Origin of the sequence: Shouchella rhizosphaerae (assembly GCF_900142675.1) — a bacterium.
In the GTDB taxonomy this organism is placed as follows: domain Bacteria; phylum Bacillota; class Bacilli; order Bacillales; family Bacillaceae_D; genus Shouchella; species Shouchella rhizosphaerae.
Genome location: NZ_FRBS01000005.1, coordinates 362284 through 381172 on the forward strand (window position 1 = coordinate 362284; position 18889 = coordinate 381172).

Below are 18889 nucleotides of genomic sequence, written 5' to 3' on the forward strand. Positions count from 1 at the left end.
CGAGCGTTTGCCTACAGTTTGAAGCGCCTTCCGTGTGGAAGGCGCTTCTTATTAGCCTATTGTCCCGCGTTTCATTTGCGATTTTAGCAATTCCATATTTTCGACAATCATATGAGAACTGTTGTGCAGCTCCTCAATGGACTGAGCTTGATTTTGGGCGAGCTGGAAGACCACATCTTTAAAAGCGATTTGCATTTCATTTAAAAGATCACTGGCAGCGGAGTGGCACGCATGAACACTCTGGAAAGCCATGCCATTAAACAGAACCTCTTCGATCTGTGGGCGCAATTCTTCAAGTAAAGACGGATAGTTCCATTGGAGGGAATAAAGTCCTTGCCTAATTCCAGCTACTTGAGTATTCGCTTCTCTGAGCAAGCTCATAGCCTCTAGCGCTTTTTCCTCGATTGAGGCACGATAAGAAGCAAATAGGCTTTCCCCACTTACGGAAAGTGTGCCGTATAGGGGCACATGCGAAGCCTCCTGGACAGCAGCTACCGCTTCCTCTCCGAGAAGTTCTAGTTTTTTTACAGCGACAACAGTCTCTTCTAAGATGTTAAACAGCAACGGTACAGTCGCCGTTGACAATCGCTCAATTCCGTTAGTAGCGTGAAATTCCCGGATATCCATCGCCGACAGCATATAAGGTGAGTCTTCCAGAGGATAGGACGTTCCTTGGGTAGCTAGGTTAACCGCCCCGCTCGCGCTTGATTGATCGGCAAGGGCACGTGTTTGATCTTGTTCTGTAAAAGCTTGGGCAAGAAATACGACTTGTTCTTTATAATCGGCAATTTGCTGGTAAACTTGTTGTTCGTTGCGGACAATATAATCCAAATGGGCGCGAAACTCTTCGACTACCGAGTCGGCAAATAGGTCCTGTCCGCCCCTAAACACATCTTCAATATAATTCATTGACACATGATTAACAAACAAAAATAGCTGGTCAGCCCCTTCTTCCAAGCGAGAAACAAGATGTCTAATTTCCGCAAAGATGTCTTCCATTTGCACGGCCTGTTGCGAGACCGAACCAGCTAATTCCTCAGGTGCATTCGTTTGCGCTTCCCGAAGGCCACGGCAACACCTTTCCGCATCGCTAATGAGCTGCTGCACTCCAGAAATGGCTTGGGTAAGACGGCCACTTGCTTGGCCAATCCCTTGAAAAAGCCCGCCCTCCCCTGCCTGTTCAACGAGCGTGACATACATTTCACGAAGTTGGTTGACTCGTTCTAGGAAGCGTGCGCTCTCCTGCTCTGTAATATCCTTCGCATCGTTAATATGCGTACGGACTAAAAGCAACCTTTCCTGTACAGTACGTTCCAATAAATTGCCTAACTGGGCTACCGACCCATAATCAAGTTCGATCTGTTGGGCCCCTCCACTATATAACGGTTTTTCTGTCATGAGGCTTGTATCTAGTGAACTTGCTTCATAGCCCCCCTCTTCCTGGCTTCCGACAATTAAGACTTGCCTTTTATCGCTGCCCATATCTTCTTGGCCTAGCTCAGCAAGCTTGCCCCTTTCGTTTTCTCCATTCATCGGTGCATCCTCCTACAAAGAAGCTACATCCCGCTTCAAAATGATCTTAATTAGCCAAGAAACGTTTTTCTTTTTTCAGGGAAGAACGTGTGGCTTCGTAACAAGAATCGCGCTTTCTAGAGTTCCCTACTTTTTTAATATGTCAGGAAATATGTTCTTAATGGATCCCTATTGCCAGCTAAAAGATGTCATTAATGTTACTTGATTGCGGGTATATCGGAATAGGGAGATGGAAAGAACACTCACTTACTAGATGCTATTTTAGAAATACGGCAGCTAAGACTGCTATTCTCTACGTATGTATTTTAACGGAAATGTTTTCCTTTGTTATGATGTTCACGCAAAAAATCTGCGTTTTTAGTAAAACAGTAGAGAAGTAATAGTTCTATAGATTTGCCCCGACCGTTTGTATCCGCTTACTTGTCCCAACTTTTCATTTCAGCAAAAAAAACGCGAGATGCGATTTGCGGCTGTCGCCAAAATCACTCAGCCTGAGAGAAACGTATGTACGCATTCGGGATTTTCGTTTTAATCTCTCTAGTCCAAAATCTTTCTAGATCTACTGTTACCCGGCTGTGCTGTTTTCCGTGAGAGAAAGCTGTGCAGCGCCATGCCAATGACAATAAGTCCAATCCCTAGAAGCGCAAGGGGAGAAGGAAACAATGCGTGCAAAAAGAGAAGCTCCAATATGAGTGCGAAAATGACTTCCCCTGATTGGGTTGCTTCGACGGCGGCAAGTTGATTTGGTTTTTTCCGTGTACGGTCTGTCGCATAAAAGAAAAGCAATGTTGCAATGATTCCGGAAGAAATGGCGACGATCAATGCCTGGCCTGTTTGCGAAGCGGTCGGCAATCCGTGTTGAATCGTCCCTGTCACAAACAATGCCACCCATACAGGCGTCGTCATCACGGTCATCCCCAGAACACGGGAAAAGGTGTCGATACGTCCATCAGTAAGTTCCATCATCTTTCTGTTACCGAGTGGGTAAGCAAATGCAGCAACGATAACAGGCGCGACTGAGAACAACAAGTTTCCAGAAATACTGGTCGCATGCTGTGCTTGAATAAAGACGACGCCTACGAAAATAACGGCCGAAGACAAAAGCGACCGTAAGGGAATCGTTTGCCTGATTCTGCTGCCATTTGCTGAAACATGATAAAAAAGCGGCGACAGCAGCAAGCCGGCAACAATCGTCAATTGGAAAGTACCAGCAACAAGCCAGCCAGGCGCATAGCCTGAAGCAAACGTAAGCGGCGCATAAAACAAGACGAACCCGACAAAACTCCAACCAAACCAAGGGAAAGGGTTTTTGCGCACCGACAGCCACAGTGCTTTGAATCCCGTTCGGATATAAACGATAACCAACAAAAATGGCAACATAAACAAAAAGCGCAATGACGCGCTAAACAACCAACTTCCACCTTCAACTTCCATCATTCGGTTCAATAAAAAGGTAAATGAAAAGAAAAAAGCGGCTAAAATGCCAAGTAACATTGCCTTCATGACAGCACCTCGAAACATTAAACTTCTTTTCAGTATACTAAATTTCCTTATCGAGATGCGCTATTTTTAGCAAAACAGCTCAAAGCGATGCAGATGCAAACACTCCCCCTGCATGTTCGAAGAGAGAGTGTTTGCTGTGTGGTTATCCCACGACCTTATTTTTTGCCTTTCTCAGTAAACTGGCCAGTAATACGCTCAACTAAGCCTAATGTTAAAAACCCGTTGCCTTCCGCTTGCGCAGTAAAACCAATTGGCGTCGCCCGTCTGACAAGTTGCGCATAAATTTCTGTTTCCGATAAACTGCGCTTAAAGGCATCTTCTGCTAGATTAATAATTAATGCCAAAGCTCCAGCGACGTGGGGCGCTGCCATTGATGTGCCTGACAACTCGGCATAACCACTGTCAAGGTACGTTGACTTAATGCCTACTCCAGGCGCAACAATGTCAATTTCCTCGTTCGTATTCGTAAAATCGCTTAGCCGCAAATCGAAGTCAACAGCACCTACAGCAATCACTTCATTGTATGCTGCGGGATAAGCAAATTCGTTTGTGTCTTCACGGCCATCCCCTTCGTTTCCAGCAGCACATACAACCGACACATTGTGGCTCACAGCATACTTGACTGCATCATGAAGCTCTTCACTGTCAGTGGGGCCACCAAGAGACATCGTAATGATACGCATCTGTTCGCCCTTAGGGCCGCGCCAATCCACTGCATAGCGTATCGCATTGGCAATCCAGCCCATTTCCCCACTGCCATCGCCACTCAGCGCCTTTATAATGAATAAGTCCGCTTTCGGAGCAACTCCAACGACGCCGCTCCCTGTTTCTGCAGCAGCAACAGTCCCTGCCACATGTGTCCCATGCCCATTGTTGTCTGAAAAATTCGTTTCATCTCCGCCATAGTCAGTTGTCAAATTGACACCGCCGATAATTCTTTCAGCCAGATCAGGATGATCGACTTGGCAACCAGTGTCGATTACGCCAATAATTTGGCCGGCTCCTTTGCCTGAAGCTTTCCACACAGCAGGTGCTTCAACGATTTCGACCCCCATCGGTACTTCAGATAAAGCACTTGCCTTGTCAACCTGCTTATACGGGATCAAGCGAAATTTACGCATGTGCAGACACTCCTTTTCAAAGATTGCGATTTTGTCCTATGTGAATGTTCGTGTTCTCTAAGCTGCTAAACGCTTTTTACAGATATATGGACGAACTGAACGAAATATGCCAAGTTTGTCCACTTGTTATGTAGGCTTGTCTATGGAATAAGCAAAAAGGGATATACTTGTTAAAAAGGAGGTTTGCTGTATGTGTGGACGTTTTACGCTAACTGCCTCACCTACTGACGTTGAAGAGGAGTTAGGCATTGAGATTCCGTCGTTTCCACCTAGCCATAACATTGCGCCTACCGAAGAGATTCTTGCGATCGCTGCCATTCATACGGCGCCAAAAGCATGCTTTTTTCATTGGGGCCTTATCCCTCATTGGTCAAAACAGAAGAACAAAGGCCCTAAACCGATTAATGCTAGGGCGGAAACCATTGCCGATACGATGCCTTTTAAACACTTGCTCCCCCGTAAACGCTGCCTCATTGTCGCCGATGGCTTTTATGAATGGACGAGTGATAAAACCCCATTCCACTTTCAAAACGAAAATGGGCGGCTCATGACGTTTGCTGGATTATGGGACACGTGGCAAGACAGCGAAAGCGGCGAGGCGGTCTCTTCCTGCACGATTATTACCACGCGCCCCAATGAGCTAGTGGCAAAATACCACGACCGCATGCCTGTTATTTTAGAAGAAGGCAACCGCGAAGCATGGCTTGATGTTGATATTACCGACGCCTCCCTACTTCAAAAAGTGCTTGAGCCTTATGATAGTGATAAAATGCATGCTTGCCGAATCAGTAAAGCTATAAACAACCCAACATACAAGGGACCGCTATAAACTCTATGCTGAGCAAAAAAGAGACAGATGGGGGCTCGCTCAACCACAAAGCAGAAAATAGATGAAAAAGCCGTTATCAAAAAAACCAATTTTAAATCTTTACTTTTCCGATAAATATGGTAGTATTTAAAGAGCGAGTATTCTCCCCTACACCATACTCGCTCCCGAATTCCATTCTCTCGCCCTTCTAAAGGGCACCATTCATGTCCCAGACGTCTATTGTTTGGGGCCTTTTTTTAGCGGCGAAGCAATTGCCTCCTTGCGTTATTACGATCACTCGCTCCCATTACCTCGTCGCAAAGCAGTCCAACGGATGGATGCTCAGTATTAATATTTGTATTCTGAAATAATAGTTAATTTAAAACCTTTCGTGTTATAATGGATAAAAATGTTTAAGGGAAGAAGGGAAATAAATGAATTTTTACAAATACTCTTTACCATTAGGCGCGTCTATAATGATATTGTTGTTTTCACTCGCACTTACTTGGTACGTAGGAAGTGAGGTTCGTAATATACAAGTAAAGGTGGACGGGAGAAACGTTCCTATTCAAGGAGTCACATCGTTGGATCATTATATTTATGCTTTTCAAAACAAGTTCTTTCCATACCCGTTTCTAATGATTGTTTCGTTCATAACCCTTTTCATTACTAGCTTCGCGTTAGTATGAAGTACAAAAAAAAGCGACTTGTTTATAAAGAATAGGTTGCCTGTTTTTAACGATTGTCTCACCGATTTATAGTGTTATAAAATTGAAATTTGTCATATATCCACGTGGATTTACAAGAAAACAATCTAGTTGCCCCACTGATAGACCACGCTCTTCTTTTTTAATTCCCCCTTCCATTTCGACATCAAATTTTACACAATATTCAAGTATTTTCTTTTTTCTCCAACAAAAAAAGAGAACGACCATTTTCGTTCCCCTCACCCAACATTATTTGCGAATGTCGAACCAGACTTCGCCTTTTTCTTTATCAACGCCGCCACGGATCACGACTGGGTAATCAAAGTCATTACGGAAGCGCAAATCTGCACTGCCCCAGCTTACCATCGCATCCATGCCCTCTTCTACATAACCAACTGGGAGAGAATGCGGATGGCGTTCTAATACCGTCAAACCTGCGTCAAGAACAGCGTTGTAAAGAGTAGTCGATGTCTGGCAGATGCCGCCGCCAAGCCCATCTGTAAAATCGCCATCCATAATGACGCTTGCCACTTGGTAGCCCCGTTCTTTTGTGCGTTCGCCTACAATGCCGTTAAACGTAAACGTATCGCCGCTCCCTAAAACGACATAGTCTACGCTTTCTGTCGACAAGCGAATGTTTTCAACACGTCCGCTAACGCTCTTATTGTAGCTTGTTCGGCCGTGGCCAATTGTTTTATTCTCAATGTTGTTTATATCTTCGGCTCTGGCAGAAATTGCTTGCCTGTTGATAGGCAGCGTCACTTCTCGCTCCCAAACGCTTAAGCTAAGGATGTCTTCAACGAGCTTCTGTTCGTCGAGCGTTACTTGGTCTTGGCCGCCAACTAGTTCTTGGCCATTCCATTTAGCCGGTATCATCGTTTGGTCAAAGCCGTCTTTGCCTCTAGCCAAGTCCCTTGCCCATTTTCGGAGGTCATCCTCGTTGACCAACTCCACTGGAAGTTTATCGAATTCTTCCTCGTCTAAAAAAACGGTCACGGAAAGGTCAGGAATGGTTTTTTCCAGGACAACGTTCTCGTGGGTAGAAACTGAAGCGGCCACACGTTCTTCACCACTGCCGCAAGCGGCGAGCACACAAATAGAGGCAAACGCCATAAGTGCCAGAAAGTGTTTCATTCGTCAACACCTCTCAATCACTCCGTTTTGCTTCATTTAGGAGGAAGAAAACACAGCATCCGACTTAAAAACTGAAACAATCCTAGAAAGTTTCTTTTTTCGGTATTTTTCAAAGTCTCCTAGATAGCGTATGTAACGGATTATTCGATTATGATTGCCCGAAAAGTAGACAACTAGGTTTACTTTTCGCTAAATGGATAGAATATATTTCCATCCATTTTGATTTTATAACAAACACTTAGAATAAGCAAGAAAAATGTAATCGATTTGTAATATGATTGTAATTTAATTTGTCCATTTTTGTCCGAACAAGAGACATAATGTGTAAACGAACGGCGAAAACACTAGAAATTTAGGCCCCTAGTTGCCACAAACACCAAAATGTTACATGGGCTACACGAATCAAAAAAACTAGTTAGGCGTTTTTTACCTAACTAGTTTTCCTAAATACTCGCATCAATAGCGGTCATTGGCTGATGATTTGTTCACGATAGAGCCGTGCTTAAGCATGCCGCAGCCGAGTCCAAAAATCAACCCGAGACCAGTACCGATCGCCACTGAGGCAAAAAAGTGTGCAGTAAACACAAACGCCCCTATCAGTATGCCAACCACGGCACCGATCGCCATGCCAACAAACATAAAGCCTGCGTAAAACAGTCCGATTGTTTCCTCCATTTCAGGGCTTCGGGTTAAATAATACGTTTTATACTTATCTTGAAAATTTGCCGCTAAATCGCTGTCGCTGTCAGCAGCTAGTGCTTGCTTGGCCAGCTCCATCGCTTCTTCCTCTTGGTAGCCTTGGCTCATGAGATCATTGACATAATCGCTCATATACGTTTCTAAATCCTCACGTGCTTCAAGGGTTTGCTTGGATGTCCGTTTAAACTTTTCCATTTGTTTGGCGAGTTTTTTCTTCACTTCGCCGCTTTTTTGGCTTAAACTTTCAAAATAACTCATTTCCGCATTGTCCAAATGCTTGCTGGCTTGTTCTTTCGCGAATAATTTAATGCTTTCTTGCGCCTGTTTGCTTAAAGCCATTCTTATCCCTCATTTCTGATTTGTTCAATTCGTTCACTTAAGAACGCCCATTTTTCCCAAAAGCGCAAAAGCTCTTCCTTGCCTTCCTCGTTTAATGTATAAAATTTTCTCGGCGGACCCATATCAGAAGGTTTTTTCACCACATTGACCAACTTGTTCTTTTCCAAACGAACAAGCACAGTATAAACGGTCCCTTCGACGATGCCAGTAAAACCCAGTTGGTTTAGCTTACGTGTAATTTCGTATCCATACATTTCTTTGTTCTCAATCAACTGCAAAATCATTCCTTGCAATACTCCTTTGAGCATTAAACTTAAATTATCGATAACAAGCACCTCTTTATGCAAATAAGGATGAAAGAGCACCGCTATATAGTATTACTAAGTACAGGTATATAGTATTACTAAGTACAGGTATATAGTATTACTAAGTAGATATAATGTCAAGGGACTGGCAAAAAAAAGCACAGAAATTGATTCTGTGCTAATAGCTATTATTTGTTTGCATACAGCGGATATACTGCTCTTCTCCCTTATCTTTTACGGCAATACCTAATTCTCGCAAATCTTCCCGCAACCGCTCTGCTTGTTCGCTTTCCCCTTCTCTTAAGGCCATACGGCGTGAATAGAGAACCTTGTTCGCTGCTTCACCACAAGCTTCATCGCTAAGCGTCCAAAGTCGGTACGCATTAGCAAATGGATCGCTCTTAACCCATGGATAACGATGGTGCCAAAACGCTTGCTCGACTTTGTCTTGCTTGACATCAATCGTTTCGCGATAAAGCTCTTTCCCATTTGCCCCGAGAATGACAAGGCTCTTATGTTCAACAAACACTGCAGAAATATCCGTTTTTAAAAACTGTTTTTGTTTGTTTTTCTTCATTACGGTAACATTTGAGTCGGAAACATCAACCACTAACGATTCATGAAAAGCTGCCCCCGACAAAATCAGTCCTAACAATACGCCAACCACTACTCCAGCAATGGAAACAAATAAGGCGGAAAACGAATCAATGAGCAACAGAACGCCTTGCGATGACAAGAAAGGAATACTTAGCAAAAAATCAATAATCGCTGGCAGAAACCAGCCGATTGCTCCTCCTACTAGAGCCGGTATTATCCACACAAGCCCCTGCTCAAAACGCTTCGGGCCTAGTTTGGTAACGTTTTGCATGGTTCATCCTCCGTTTTTTTAGTTAACCAATTTTTTATTTGGCTGTTCAATCAGTTTTATTTCGTAGAAGATGGATAGCTCTAAGCCAGCATCTTTAAAGCCATCCGTGTCAATTCATTTTTATACGTTTCATATTGCTCATGGTTGCAGTTTTTTAACATGATCTCCCCTATCGCTCCTTGAATGATCGTGGCAACAAGCGCTGGATCGAAATCAGTGGCAAACTCTTTTTTGTCCTTCCCAGCGATCAAAATTTCGGTTAATAACAATTCGAGCCCATCTGTCTCCTTGTCTGCTAAAAGATAAAAAGGCGTGCCGTCTTCCGTTTGGGCATTAAAAACAATTTCAATCATGGCCACATTGTTTTCATAATGGGTTGCCTGATAAGCAAGGCTCGCCTCAATAAAAGCCTTTAATTGTTCCGTTGCCCCTTTTTTCGTCGCTTCTATGCACTCACTAATATAATGAAGCTGATCAGCAACTAAATACATAAGCGTATGATGAATTAAGTCCGCTTTATCGGTAAAATGATAGGAGATCAAACCTGTGCTAATTTTCGCGTTTTTGGCGATCTTTGTTAAGCTGATTTTATTGTAGCCTATTTCAGAAAGCGTTCTTATGCATGCTTGGATAATCTGTTCTCTGCGTGCTTCGGCAATAAACGATTCGGCCACGGGACTCCCCCCTATTGAATAAACAATCAAAAAATTGATTATGTAATCAAATTAGCATGAAATAGAAAGACAAGTCAAGAGGTTCCTTTTCGATTCAAGTAACAGAGAAACAGCGACATACTTGCGAAAACATCGTTTGTCCTTGTTGCGGGCCACAATCTGGACAAGCGCTTAAAAAGCTGTAATAATGACGATAAATACAGTATTTAAGAAGGAGTAGCGAACGCTTATGCCTTTGTCTTTATATCAATATTTTAAAGACCGATCTGCAGAGTTGACGGAAACATGGTATGCAAATTTAGACAAGTCGAAAGAGGGGATTTATGGAACAACGGACCCAATAAAAATCAAGCAATTAAAAGCGCAAAACCACCAGTTTCACGAACTGTTTATTGAAATTTTCAATCCAGCAAATGAAGAAGTCGACATCTACATAGATAAGTGGGTTACTGACATCGCCTCGGACCCTGCTCATTTGGATACACCCCTCCCTGAAATTATGGAAGAATTTTTAAATACTCAATCCTTATATTTACACGTCTTGCACCAATATGTGGAAACGCACCATCCTGAGATGAGCATAAAACAGTATAACGAGACGATCCAGTTAATTTTCCACTCGTTCAAAAAAATTATGATTGCGTTTAGTGTCCGTAACCAGGAGTTATCCGAAGAACTACTGCAAGCACAGAAAGATATGATTACAGAACTCAGTTCTCCTGTTATCCATTTAAATGAGCAAGTAGCACTGTTGCCGCTTATCGGTGAAATTGACACGCACCGAGCAAAAGTTATCTTTGATCAAACTCTTGAACAATGCGTCAACACCCGCGTTGATTCACTGCTCATTGATTTGTCTGGCGTGCCGGTGATTGACACGATGGTCGCCAATCAGATTTTCTCCTTAATAGATGGATTAAAACTAATTGGAACAAAAGCTTCACTGTCAGGCATCCGACCAGAAATTGCCCAAACGGCGATTCAACTTGGCATTGACTTTACCCATATCCGCATTTATTCATCCATCTCTGCAGCACTGGAAAAACTAAGTTTTGAAGCAAAGTTAGGCTAAATTTCAGTCAACCAACATCTTACTGGCTATTGTTCTTTGCCATAAATGTTGTACCGTATCTTTATCGGATTGGGTTGGCAAGTGGTACGATTGCCTATAGGCTTCATGCCCTTTGCCTGTAATAAAAACCCAATCCCCGTTTTCCGCTAATTCCCACGCATAAGCAATGGCGCTTGTGCGGTCGGGAATCACAACTCCATTTTCGCCAAGTTGGTAGTTCTCAAGCTTCTTCCTCATCCTTTCAAAGCTTTCGCCATTTAAGTCATCCATAGTCAAAATAATGAAGTGAGAGAACCTTTTCGAAACGTTAACCATCGCCTGCCGTTTTGACGTATCGCGGTTGCCACGGAAGCCGAACACATGAATGATTCGACGGGCATTTAACTCTTTCGCTGTTTTTAAACAATGATAAAACGCCTCTTCTGTGTGGGCATAATCAATCACGATATTGGCGCCTTTTGGATGGTGTATAAGTTCAAAACGTCCAGGAACCCCTGGGAATTTTTCAAGTGCAGCCAACATTTTTCTTGCATTCAGCCCAAGCAAGCGCGCTGTCAAAAAAGCGATTGCAGCGTTGTACACATTATGTTCGCCAAGAAGAGGAACCTTTAAATCATACGATTTATGGTCTTCAGCAAGCGTGGCTTGCATCGGCTTTTCGATCCGGACATTGCTTAATTGTAGCGTCGCTTCTGCTCCACCTAATGTATAAATGTAAGGCACATCCATCTTTTTCAAAGAGGCTAGAAATGCTTCCCCCCATTCACCTTGAGCGTGAATGACGGCTTTGCCAGCTGGCGCAAGTTGTTCAAATAACCGTAGCTTTGCCCCAAAATAAGCTTCCATCGTTCCATGATAATCCAAATGGTCTTGGCTTAAATTAGTGAACAACCCATAATCAAATTCGATTCCAAATACTCTATACTGCATCAATGCATGGGAAGTGACTTCCATAATAACCACTTGGTCGTTGCTCGCTGCCAATTGCCTTTGTAGCTCCAGAGCATCCATCGTCGTGTTTGTAGTTGCTGGTAAGATTTGTCCGTTTACGATGTTTTGGACAGACCCAAACAGAGAGCATGTATGCCCACATGTTTCTACTATGTGTTTCAACATATAGGACGTTGTTGTTTTTCCATTTGTTCCTGTTATGCCAATTATGATCGCTTTCTTCTGTTCATTTTTATAGAAGCGCTTTGCAGCTAACGCAAGCGCCTTTCTGCTATCTGTCACCTTTATATAAGGAACAGTCTGTTTTCCGATTTCCTTCTCGCCGATGACTGCTTTAGCTCCTGCGGCAATCGCCTGGTCAATGAACTTGTGGCCGTCGATCGAATAGCCCGCAATGGCGATAAACAAATCACCTGGCTTCACTGTTTTTGAGTTATTCGATATGCCGGTTATGTTAACAGCATCGCTGCCGTGACGTTCCTCGTACTCCAATATATCCAACAAATGTCTTAATAACATACTGGCTCCTTCTCCTTGGCTTCGCTATCTTTCATTGCCCTTAGTATGGGCAAGCACCACCAAATGAGCACATGCAATATCTGTAAGCTTGAACGCTGTACGTTTTCATTACCAAAGCTTTATTTTAATCAAAGAAGCTGCCTTGCTGGAGCGATTACGGATAAAAAAACAAGCAGCTATTGTAGCTGCTTGAAGTCGCACAAGCGTTGACCCTATTTATTTAGGCATCAGGTCAGGCGCTCTTTGCTTTTCTTTTCGGTTTTCCTTGTAATAACGGCCATTGTCCCATTAACGGAGCTGCATAACGGTCTAAACCGATCGTTCCTGCATTGTTTTTGCTAATAAGAATGAAAATGGAGAGAATGAGCATGATCGGGTTATTAGAAACGGTGCCCGCTAGCAAAAAGGACATATTCATCGTACTTCCAAAGAACGCAGCGCTTCGTGTAAGCAAACCAACGATCAAGCCAATCCCAACGAAGATTTCCCCCCACATAACGAAAAAGCTAAACAACCCGGCATTCGGCAAGGCCACATTTTCCAAAAATGCATGGTAGAGTGGAAAAGCAAGTCCCTCCCCTTTCATAACAGGATTGGCAACTGCGGCTTCTAGGAACCCGGAAGCATCGAATCCGCCTGTCACTTTGCCAAAGCCAGAAGTAACCCACATCCATCCTAAATATAGTCGCACAGCAAGCAAACATACAGCCGCGGCTTTTGTCTTTTGTAAAAAATGTAACATATAATTTCCCCCTTTTATTTGTGAATGTTTTCACATGTCTTTCTACCTCCACTATACACAACTACTTTCATTTGTTCAACATTTCACAAACTAATTCAAGAAATCGCCATAATTTGCCTTGGTTAACAACAGCACGCCGCTGCCTCCATTTGCCACTTTTTTGACGACTATTTATTATTGCTGAAAATACGATCTAGCCAGGAATGGTTTCCTGTTACCGATTTGCCATGTCTATTCCCTCCTTTTAGCGAAAAACAAAAAAGACGCACTTGCATAGGGCGTCTTTTATTAATTGATTGTGTTTGGGCCATGCTCTTCCTCATCCGCTTTTCTGTTCAAATATTCATTTGGTTCGCCGCCAGTTGCATGATGGTTTTTGATTTGGCTTAACCGGCCATTGCGGTGTGCGCCATGATTGCTGTTCTCTTTAAATTGGTTATTGCGCTTTTTGTCCTTGTTGCCCATAATTTTACCCTCTTTTCTTTCTAAGCTGGATTTAGCTTATGAGAAAAGGAACAATTTATTCATACGCATTTAGGTGAGGTACCAGATCCAACTGTTTTTGGTTGCCCTCAATCAATTCAATTGTATTTCCATCCGTATCTTTGATTGCTAAAATAAGTTGGCCATTTGCACTTAACCACAATTTCCCAAGTACCTTCCATTCCTCTAATGAAGTCTCTCTTTCCGTAAAAAACTCGCCAATGTCTTCTACAAATAGACGGCAATGGGCGTTTTGACTTCCTGATCTCTCCATTAGATGGAAGATCGCATCTTTTTTTTGGACCGCTACGCAATCAGCTGCAATATCGTTTGCTGTAAACCCGAGCCGTTTTGTATAAAACTCTTTGCTCTTAGCCAAATTCGTAACTTTAAATACTGGTATGATCTGCACCGTCATTGCCTAATCCGCCTCGCTTCTCCTAAAACCGACACACTCGTTCGTTTAATACTCTTTTGGTTAACAATACTGTTTTGATCTATACAATTTCTATACATAGTCCATAAGGCTTTGTGGAATGTTTAGGAATTGTACAGGTCGTCACATTACGGTAGAGGTGTGAGCACGAAGGGAAAGGGTTGATATATAGTCATGATGAGGCGATGAACCTATTATTTATTTCAAGAAAAGGCTTGCTTGCCGACATGTTCCGTTACCGTATTGCAGTAACCGACAGTCAGCTGTGCGTTGTCCACACAGCTCATGAGATAGAAACGTGTCTTGCCAATTTTTCCGTAGATATCGCCATCGTCTATGGAGAACAGCCAGACAGTATCGCCTTTATTAAACAACTGCGCGCTAGCAATCCCCATTTGCCGGTGCTTGTGCTCGCAGATAGGGCGACATACGAGTACATCAAAGTTTGTAGGAATTATGATGTCAACGGATTTCTATCGACAAGCACCAACTTTCAACAATTAATGGAAAAAGTAGCAAAAATCTTGCAAGGCAAGTCCATTTATGATACCTATTTATTGGAAGAGGAATCGACTCATTTGGCCCGTGTCCACTTCTCCCGCATGGAAAGAAAAGTAATCGCTTACATAGTGGCTGACTACCCTAACAAAAAAATCGCCCACGAAATGGCGATTCATGAAGGGACTGTAAGAAACTATATCAGTAACATTTATAGCAAAATTGGTCTTCATCGGCGTAAAGAGGCAAAACAACTTTTAAAGAAATGGATGGAAAAAGAGGAAAAAGGAAGAAGAAAATAGAAAAAAGAGGTGTAATGTTTCGCCTATTACGATAGCATTTGCTAGTCTTTCCCGCTGCAGATTGAAAGTAGCGGACAATCAAATCGAAGGGTGAGGATGTTTATGTCAAACGAACCATCACATGAGTCGGCTAGAAACAAGGCGGGGGAAGGCGAGTCAAGCAAACAAGCAAGTAGAGATCATCACCGAGAACATTCGACAAGCATTCGCCTAAATGATAACAAAGCCTTAACTCCTACTGAAGCCGTTGCAAAACTGGAAGCTTTATGCACGTTGCTTCGCGGTACAGAAGGCTACTATCTTCTCGACATCAAGGTAACCGAAACAGAGACCGTTGGATAAACGCCGACAGATAGTAGCCTCCTGCCATTAAAATAAGACGCTCGCCAAATGAATGACTGCTGTAGCTGTTACACAACTGAGCAGCGTTGAATAAAGAACGATTTGGGCATGGAGCTCAGGCTCTACCTCGTGCTCAAGCGCCAGTGTCGCCGTATTTCTTGAAGTAGGAAACGAGCTTGCAATAAACAAGGATTGGGCTACAACACCCTCAATGCCAAGGGTAAAGATGAACAGCAAAGCAAAGGCGGGACCGGCGACGAGCCTTCCAAGCAAACTCCAGGCGATTGCACGATGGAAAGAACGTAAACGTATGCCTGCAAGTTGAGCACCTAACAAAAACAGTGCCAACGCTACAAATCCATTGGCCAATTGCTCAAGTGGAACGAGTACAAATCCTGGAATCGGCCAAGCAAAAGCTTGAAAAACGATTCCTGCTAACAGCGCATGCACAATTGGAAGCTTTACAAGCGACTTGCCAATGTCAACGATCGACTTAGTCGCCGATAACAAATTGTAAAGCCCATATGTATATGTAAGCAAGTTTTGAAAAACAAGGACAATAATTTGTACAGACACGCCCAACGGGTTTGCACTAAAAATAAGTTGGCTAACAGGCAGCCCGTAATTGCCGGAATTCATCAACGAGATGCTGTTTTTTAATGCCGCTCCTTCCCCGCGTTTTAATTTTAGGACTTTCGCTAAAAGCTGCCCAAGCGCCATCGTGCTTCCTGTGAACACGAGCAAATAAAAAACAAGCTGCGCTAATAACTGCATGTCAAACTGTGCTTCATAAATGTTCAAAAACACAGCAGCTGGCATAAAACAAGACGTCAAGAGTTTCGAAATTGGCGTTAATTGAAAGTGAAAACGCCGCTGAAACAAAGCGCCTATTGCCATTAAAATAAGAATTGGAAGGACAACGTTCATAAATACAAGACTCATGTACCCCATTGCTGATAACTCCTTTTTAATTCAAAACATTCCTTCCTCATTATAGCGCTATCAGCGTGGTGCTAGTGTGTGGTTTATTGGAAGCTTATTGATTCAATTTTATTATCACCTCTTTTTGCTTGCTTTGACGCGTACTCGTTTTTCCTTTAAGCCCACCACATCTCGCCCGCATCATTACGAATAATCGCCGTTTGTAAAAACGCGATCGCCTTCGTCAAGCCTTCTTCGTTTGTCATGAGCCCGTCCTCATGCTCAATGCTAATGGCTCCCTTGTAGCCAATGAGCTGAAGGGCACTAATTATTTCTCGCCAAACTTCTTCATGATGGCCATAACCGACAGTCCGAAAAATCCAGGACCGATTCGCGATATCGCGGTACGGCTTCATATCAAGAACGCCGTTGCGGCTTGCGTTTACTGCCTCGATTTTCGTGTCTTTCGCATGAAAATGATAGATGGCCTCTCCAAGTTCACGAATACAAAGGGCGGGATCCATGCCTTGCCAAAAGTAATGGCTCGGGTCAAAATTGGCGCCGATTTGCTTCCCGCATTCCCTGCGTAGCCGCAACAATGTCTCATTGTTATATACGACAAAACCAGGATGTGGCTCGATGGCAACCCGCACACCATGTTCTTTTACATAGCGATGCTTTTGGCGCCAGTAAGGGAGGACTTTTTCCTCCCATTGCCATTTAAGCATTTCCGAAAAATCATGTGGCCATGGGCACGTATTCCAAACAGGATAGCGAGACTGTTCCGACTCGCCTGGACAACCAGAGAAGGTCACAACAGTCTCCACACCTAGCCTTGCAGCCAATTGTACAGTTTGCTCAAACACACGGTCATGCGCGTTGCTCACCTGCGGATTAGGATGTAGCCCATTGCCATGGCAACTAAGGGCGCTAATGGTTATACCACGCTCGTCAAAAGCAGCTTTAAACGCGGCAAGCTTATTTTCATCTGTTAAAAGCACCTCTGGTTGGCAATGGGCATCACCAACATAACCGCCTGTGGCGATTTCAACTGTATTAAGGCCCTTGTCTTTTATGTGATCCAACATTTCTGCCAACGGCTTTTCTCCGTATAAAACAGCAAATACACCAAGCCTCATCATTCGTTCCTCCCATTATTTATTTCATTGAACCAGATGCAATACCATCGACAATATGCTTTTGAAAAGCAATAAAAATTAAGATAATCGGAATAATGGCCACGAATGAAACTGCCATTAAACTGTTCCAATTCGTTCCATGCTGGCCAACAAACGTATACAAGTAGACTGTAAGCGGCCGAATGCTTTCATCGGTTGTCAAAATAAGGGCGTATAGCAAGTCACCCCAGGCAAATAAAAAGGCAAAGGCACCGACTGTTAGCAGCCCTGGCTTTGCCAATGGCAAAATAATCCGTACAAACGTTAAAAAACGATTGCTTCCGTCAATGGCTGCTGCTTCTTCTAACCCTTGGGGAATGGACATAAAAAATGGACGCAATACAAGGACGGCAAACGGCAGCGCCGTTGTTGTATTGGCCAAAATCAAGGCGATAACATGATTTAACAACCCCAAATGAGAAAACAGCAAGAAAAAGGGCAGTGCCAGCATGATGCTCGGCAGCATTTGCGCTACAAGCATGACGCCAATCATCGCTCCTTTCCCCTTAATGTCGAGCCTTGCCAATCCGTAAGCAACAGGAGCAGCAAGCGCTAATGTTAAAACCAATGTGCCCAGTGCAATCACGACACTATTGAGAAAAAAACGGACAATCTCTGGGTTGCTTAAAATATTGTCCATATAGGCATCCGTAGTCGCCTCCCGTGGAATGAGTTGTGGGGGAATTGCGAAAATCGCTGACATTGGTTTAATGGACGTAACAAACATCCAATAAACAGGAAACAAAAACAGCATCGTTGAAATAAGCCCAACTAAACTGGCTACATACTGACTTTCCACAAACCGCTTTTTCATGCTGCATCCTCCTTACGAGCAATCCGTAAATAGATAAGCGAAACAACAATCAACAAGGCAAGCATCACGGTGGTAATGGTAGCGCCGATACTGAAGTTGTAGTTAATAAACGCTTGTTCATAGGCATAAAACGGCATGACAGTTGAAGCGTACAGCGGCCCGCCTTTGGTCATAATCAAAATGATGTCAAACACTTTAAATGTGTAAATGATGCCGAGCATGACCAAAATGAACAACGTCGGTTTTAGCAAAGGCAATGTAATCGCAAAAAACTGCTGCCATTTAGAAGCCCCATCTACTCGGGCTGCTTCGTAAATGTCCGTTGGCAGCGATTGGAGTCCTGCCAGCAAGATGACCATGTTAAAGGGAATGCCAATCCAAATGTTAGCAATAATCGTGCTATAAAGGGCCGTTTGCTCATTCGACACCCAATAAATAGGCTCTTCGATAATGTTTGCCCATAATAGAAAATGGTTGATGACCCCATATTCGCCGGCGAACATCCATTGAAACAGCGTACCAGTAATCACAAGTGGAATCATCCAGGCCATTAAAAGGAGCGCCCGAAATAGGCCACGGCCTGGAAATGTTTTATTAAAAAATAACGCCAAGGCAAGCCCGATGACAAACTGGAATAGCAAACATAATGTTGTAAACACAACCGAGTTCTTCATGGATTGCAAGAACACCGCGTCCGTTAAAACAGCCTTGTAATTGTCAAACCAAGTAAACTCGTAGCCAGACATAATGTTGAATACGGTTACATTATGAAACGTCAAATATACATTGTAGCCGATTGGGAACAACATAAAGACAGCTAAAAAAAGCAGCCCAGGCAACACAAACATATACTTTCCTACTATATCGTTTTGCAGCCTTTTCTTCGGTTTGAACGAACGCGGCCGTTTTACGGCTGAAAGTGGCGACTCCATTCGCTTTC

20 protein-coding genes are annotated in these 18889 nt (G+C 43.4%); 4 read left to right on the forward strand and 16 right to left on the reverse strand.

Features of this window, described 5'->3' with window-relative positions:
* Positions 1 to 51: 51 nt before the first annotated feature.
* The 3 genes from BUC05_RS15910 to BUC05_RS15920 form a co-directional block, all read right to left on the reverse strand.
* On the reverse strand, positions 52 to 1533 hold the full coding sequence (locus BUC05_RS15910; RefSeq protein ID WP_011248290.1) for an SA1320 family protein: 1482 nt from the start codon (positions 1531 to 1533) through the stop codon (positions 52 to 54).
* Positions 1534 to 2070: 537 nt separating this feature from the next.
* Positions 2071 to 3036: a DMT family transporter gene (locus tag BUC05_RS15915; RefSeq protein WP_041824099.1), complete on the reverse strand. Its 966-nt coding sequence runs from the start codon at positions 3034 to 3036 to the stop codon at positions 2071 to 2073.
* A 155-nt stretch (positions 3037 to 3191) separates the two neighbouring features.
* Complete coding sequence (locus BUC05_RS15920) at positions 3192 to 4157, reverse strand: S8 family peptidase (RefSeq protein WP_011248292.1); 966 nt, start codon at positions 4155 to 4157, stop codon at positions 3192 to 3194.
* Positions 4158 to 4347: 190 nt separating this feature from the next.
* Here BUC05_RS15920 and BUC05_RS15925 point away from each other — a divergent pair, with 190 nt between their 5' ends.
* A complete protein-coding gene (locus BUC05_RS15925) occupies positions 4348 to 4986 on the forward strand; it encodes an SOS response-associated peptidase (protein ID WP_011248293.1) in 639 nt (212 codons plus the stop codon).
* A gap of 935 nt (positions 4987 to 5921) precedes the next feature.
* On the opposite strand, the gene BUC05_RS15940 is transcribed toward BUC05_RS15925, so the two are convergent.
* The 5 genes from BUC05_RS15940 to BUC05_RS15960 form a co-directional block, all read right to left on the reverse strand.
* Positions 5922 to 6806, reverse strand: a complete 885-nt coding sequence (locus BUC05_RS15940; RefSeq protein WP_011248294.1) for a VanW family protein — start codon at positions 6804 to 6806, stop codon at positions 5922 to 5924.
* A 456-nt stretch (positions 6807 to 7262) separates the two neighbouring features.
* Complete coding sequence (locus tag BUC05_RS15945; RefSeq protein WP_011248295.1) at positions 7263 to 7844, reverse strand: hypothetical protein; 582 nt, start codon at positions 7842 to 7844, stop codon at positions 7263 to 7265.
* Positions 7845 to 7846: 2 nt separating this feature from the next.
* Entirely contained in the window at positions 7847 to 8152 is a 306-nt protein-coding gene (locus BUC05_RS15950) for a PadR family transcriptional regulator (protein WP_170969632.1), read from the reverse strand.
* A gap of 175 nt (positions 8153 to 8327) precedes the next feature.
* Entirely contained in the window at positions 8328 to 9017 is a 690-nt protein-coding gene (locus tag BUC05_RS15955; RefSeq protein ID WP_011248297.1) for a YqeB family protein, read from the reverse strand.
* A gap of 80 nt (positions 9018 to 9097) precedes the next feature.
* A complete protein-coding gene (locus tag BUC05_RS15960) occupies positions 9098 to 9691 on the reverse strand; it encodes a TetR/AcrR family transcriptional regulator (RefSeq protein ID WP_035203245.1) in 594 nt (197 codons plus the stop codon).
* A 229-nt stretch (positions 9692 to 9920) separates the two neighbouring features.
* Here BUC05_RS15960 and BUC05_RS15965 point away from each other — a divergent pair, with 229 nt between their 5' ends.
* Positions 9921 to 10763 (forward strand): STAS domain-containing protein, encoded by an 843-nt coding sequence (locus BUC05_RS15965; RefSeq protein WP_035203248.1) that lies wholly within the window; start codon positions 9921 to 9923, stop codon positions 10761 to 10763.
* A gap of 3 nt (positions 10764 to 10766) precedes the next feature.
* Here the strand turns inward: BUC05_RS15965 and BUC05_RS15970 are convergent, their stop codons facing one another.
* The 4 genes from BUC05_RS15970 to BUC05_RS15980 form a co-directional block, all read right to left on the reverse strand.
* The gene (locus BUC05_RS15970) at positions 10767 to 12233 is read right to left on the reverse strand and encodes a UDP-N-acetylmuramoyl-L-alanyl-D-glutamate--2,6-diaminopimelate ligase (protein ID WP_073305327.1); all 1467 of its coding nucleotides are present in this window, start codon (positions 12231 to 12233) and stop codon (positions 10767 to 10769) included.
* 232 nt (positions 12234 to 12465) lie between these two features.
* Positions 12466 to 12975, reverse strand: a complete 510-nt coding sequence (locus tag BUC05_RS15975) for a DoxX family protein (protein WP_073305329.1) — start codon at positions 12973 to 12975, stop codon at positions 12466 to 12468.
* A 288-nt stretch (positions 12976 to 13263) separates the two neighbouring features.
* Positions 13264 to 13440: a hypothetical protein gene (locus tag BUC05_RS21560; protein ID WP_167369584.1), complete on the reverse strand. Its 177-nt coding sequence runs from the start codon at positions 13438 to 13440 to the stop codon at positions 13264 to 13266.
* A gap of 55 nt (positions 13441 to 13495) precedes the next feature.
* Entirely contained in the window at positions 13496 to 13876 is a 381-nt protein-coding gene (locus BUC05_RS15980; RefSeq protein ID WP_073305331.1) for a VOC family protein, read from the reverse strand.
* Positions 13877 to 14079: 203 nt separating this feature from the next.
* Here BUC05_RS15980 and BUC05_RS15985 point away from each other — a divergent pair, with 203 nt between their 5' ends.
* Positions 14080 to 14694 carry a helix-turn-helix transcriptional regulator gene (locus tag BUC05_RS15985; protein ID WP_073305333.1) on the forward strand — a complete coding sequence of 205 codons (615 nt, stop codon included), beginning with the start codon at positions 14080 to 14082 and terminating at the stop codon, positions 14692 to 14694.
* 102 nt (positions 14695 to 14796) lie between these two features.
* Positions 14797 to 15036: a hypothetical protein gene (locus tag BUC05_RS15990; protein WP_035203257.1), complete on the forward strand. Its 240-nt coding sequence runs from the start codon at positions 14797 to 14799 to the stop codon at positions 15034 to 15036.
* 27 nt (positions 15037 to 15063) lie between these two features.
* Here the strand turns inward: BUC05_RS15990 and BUC05_RS15995 are convergent, their stop codons facing one another.
* From BUC05_RS15995 to BUC05_RS16010, 4 genes are all read right to left on the reverse strand, one after another.
* Positions 15064 to 15987 (reverse strand): AEC family transporter, encoded by a 924-nt coding sequence (locus BUC05_RS15995; RefSeq protein ID WP_063609228.1) that lies wholly within the window; start codon positions 15985 to 15987, stop codon positions 15064 to 15066.
* 146 nt (positions 15988 to 16133) lie between these two features.
* Entirely contained in the window at positions 16134 to 17096 is a 963-nt protein-coding gene (locus BUC05_RS16000; RefSeq protein WP_063609227.1) for a sugar phosphate isomerase/epimerase family protein, read from the reverse strand.
* A gap of 19 nt (positions 17097 to 17115) precedes the next feature.
* Positions 17116 to 17949, reverse strand: coding sequence for a carbohydrate ABC transporter permease (locus tag BUC05_RS16005; RefSeq protein ID WP_035203265.1), 834 nt, complete (start codon positions 17947 to 17949; stop codon positions 17116 to 17118).
* On the reverse strand, positions 17946 to 18881 hold the full coding sequence (locus tag BUC05_RS16010) for a carbohydrate ABC transporter permease (protein ID WP_073305336.1): 936 nt from the start codon (positions 18879 to 18881) through the stop codon (positions 17946 to 17948). The genes BUC05_RS16005 and BUC05_RS16010 overlap by 4 nt, the downstream gene beginning before the upstream one ends.
* Between the last annotated feature and the right edge of the window lie 8 nt (positions 18882 to 18889).

Coding starts and splice junctions, on each gene's coding strand:
- BUC05_RS15910 (WP_011248290.1), bottom strand. CDS start 1,533: ATGAATGGAGAAAACGAAAGGGGCAAGCTTGCTGAGCTAGGCCAAGAA.
- BUC05_RS15915 (WP_041824099.1), bottom strand. CDS start 3,036: ATGAAGGCAATGTTACTTGGCATTTTAGCCGCTTTTTTCTTTTCATTT.
- BUC05_RS15920 (WP_011248292.1), bottom strand. CDS start 4,157: ATGCGTAAATTTCGCTTGATCCCGTATAAGCAGGTTGACAAGGCAAGT.
- BUC05_RS15925 (WP_011248293.1), top strand. CDS start 4,348: ATGTGTGGACGTTTTACGCTAACTGCCTCACCTACTGACGTTGAAGAG.
- BUC05_RS15940 (WP_011248294.1), bottom strand. CDS start 6,806: ATGAAACACTTTCTGGCACTTATGGCGTTTGCCTCTATTTGTGTGCTC.
- BUC05_RS15945 (WP_011248295.1), bottom strand. CDS start 7,844: ATGGCTTTAAGCAAACAGGCGCAAGAAAGCATTAAATTATTCGCGAAA.
- BUC05_RS15950 (WP_170969632.1), bottom strand. CDS start 8,152: ATGCTCAAAGGAGTATTGCAAGGAATGATTTTGCAGTTGATTGAGAAC.
- BUC05_RS15955 (WP_011248297.1), bottom strand. CDS start 9,017: ATGCAAAACGTTACCAAACTAGGCCCGAAGCGTTTTGAGCAGGGGCTT.
- BUC05_RS15965 (WP_035203248.1), top strand. CDS start 9,921: ATGCCTTTGTCTTTATATCAATATTTTAAAGACCGATCTGCAGAGTTG.
- BUC05_RS15970 (WP_073305327.1), bottom strand. CDS start 12,233: ATGTTATTAAGACATTTGTTGGATATATTGGAGTACGAGGAACGTCAC.
- BUC05_RS15975 (WP_073305329.1), bottom strand. CDS start 12,975: ATGTTACATTTTTTACAAAAGACAAAAGCCGCGGCTGTATGTTTGCTT.
- BUC05_RS21560 (WP_167369584.1), bottom strand. CDS start 13,440: ATGGGCAACAAGGACAAAAAGCGCAATAACCAATTTAAAGAGAACAGC.
- BUC05_RS15980 (WP_073305331.1), bottom strand. CDS start 13,876: ATGACGGTGCAGATCATACCAGTATTTAAAGTTACGAATTTGGCTAAG.
- BUC05_RS15985 (WP_073305333.1), top strand. CDS start 14,080: ATGAACCTATTATTTATTTCAAGAAAAGGCTTGCTTGCCGACATGTTC.
- BUC05_RS15990 (WP_035203257.1), top strand. CDS start 14,797: ATGTCAAACGAACCATCACATGAGTCGGCTAGAAACAAGGCGGGGGAA.
- BUC05_RS15995 (WP_063609228.1), bottom strand. CDS start 15,987: ATGGGGTACATGAGTCTTGTATTTATGAACGTTGTCCTTCCAATTCTT.
- BUC05_RS16000 (WP_063609227.1), bottom strand. CDS start 17,096: ATGAGGCTTGGTGTATTTGCTGTTTTATACGGAGAAAAGCCGTTGGCA.
- BUC05_RS16005 (WP_035203265.1), bottom strand. CDS start 17,949: ATGAAAAAGCGGTTTGTGGAAAGTCAGTATGTAGCCAGTTTAGTTGGG.
- BUC05_RS16010 (WP_073305336.1), bottom strand. CDS start 18,881: ATGGAGTCGCCACTTTCAGCCGTAAAACGGCCGCGTTCGTTCAAACCG.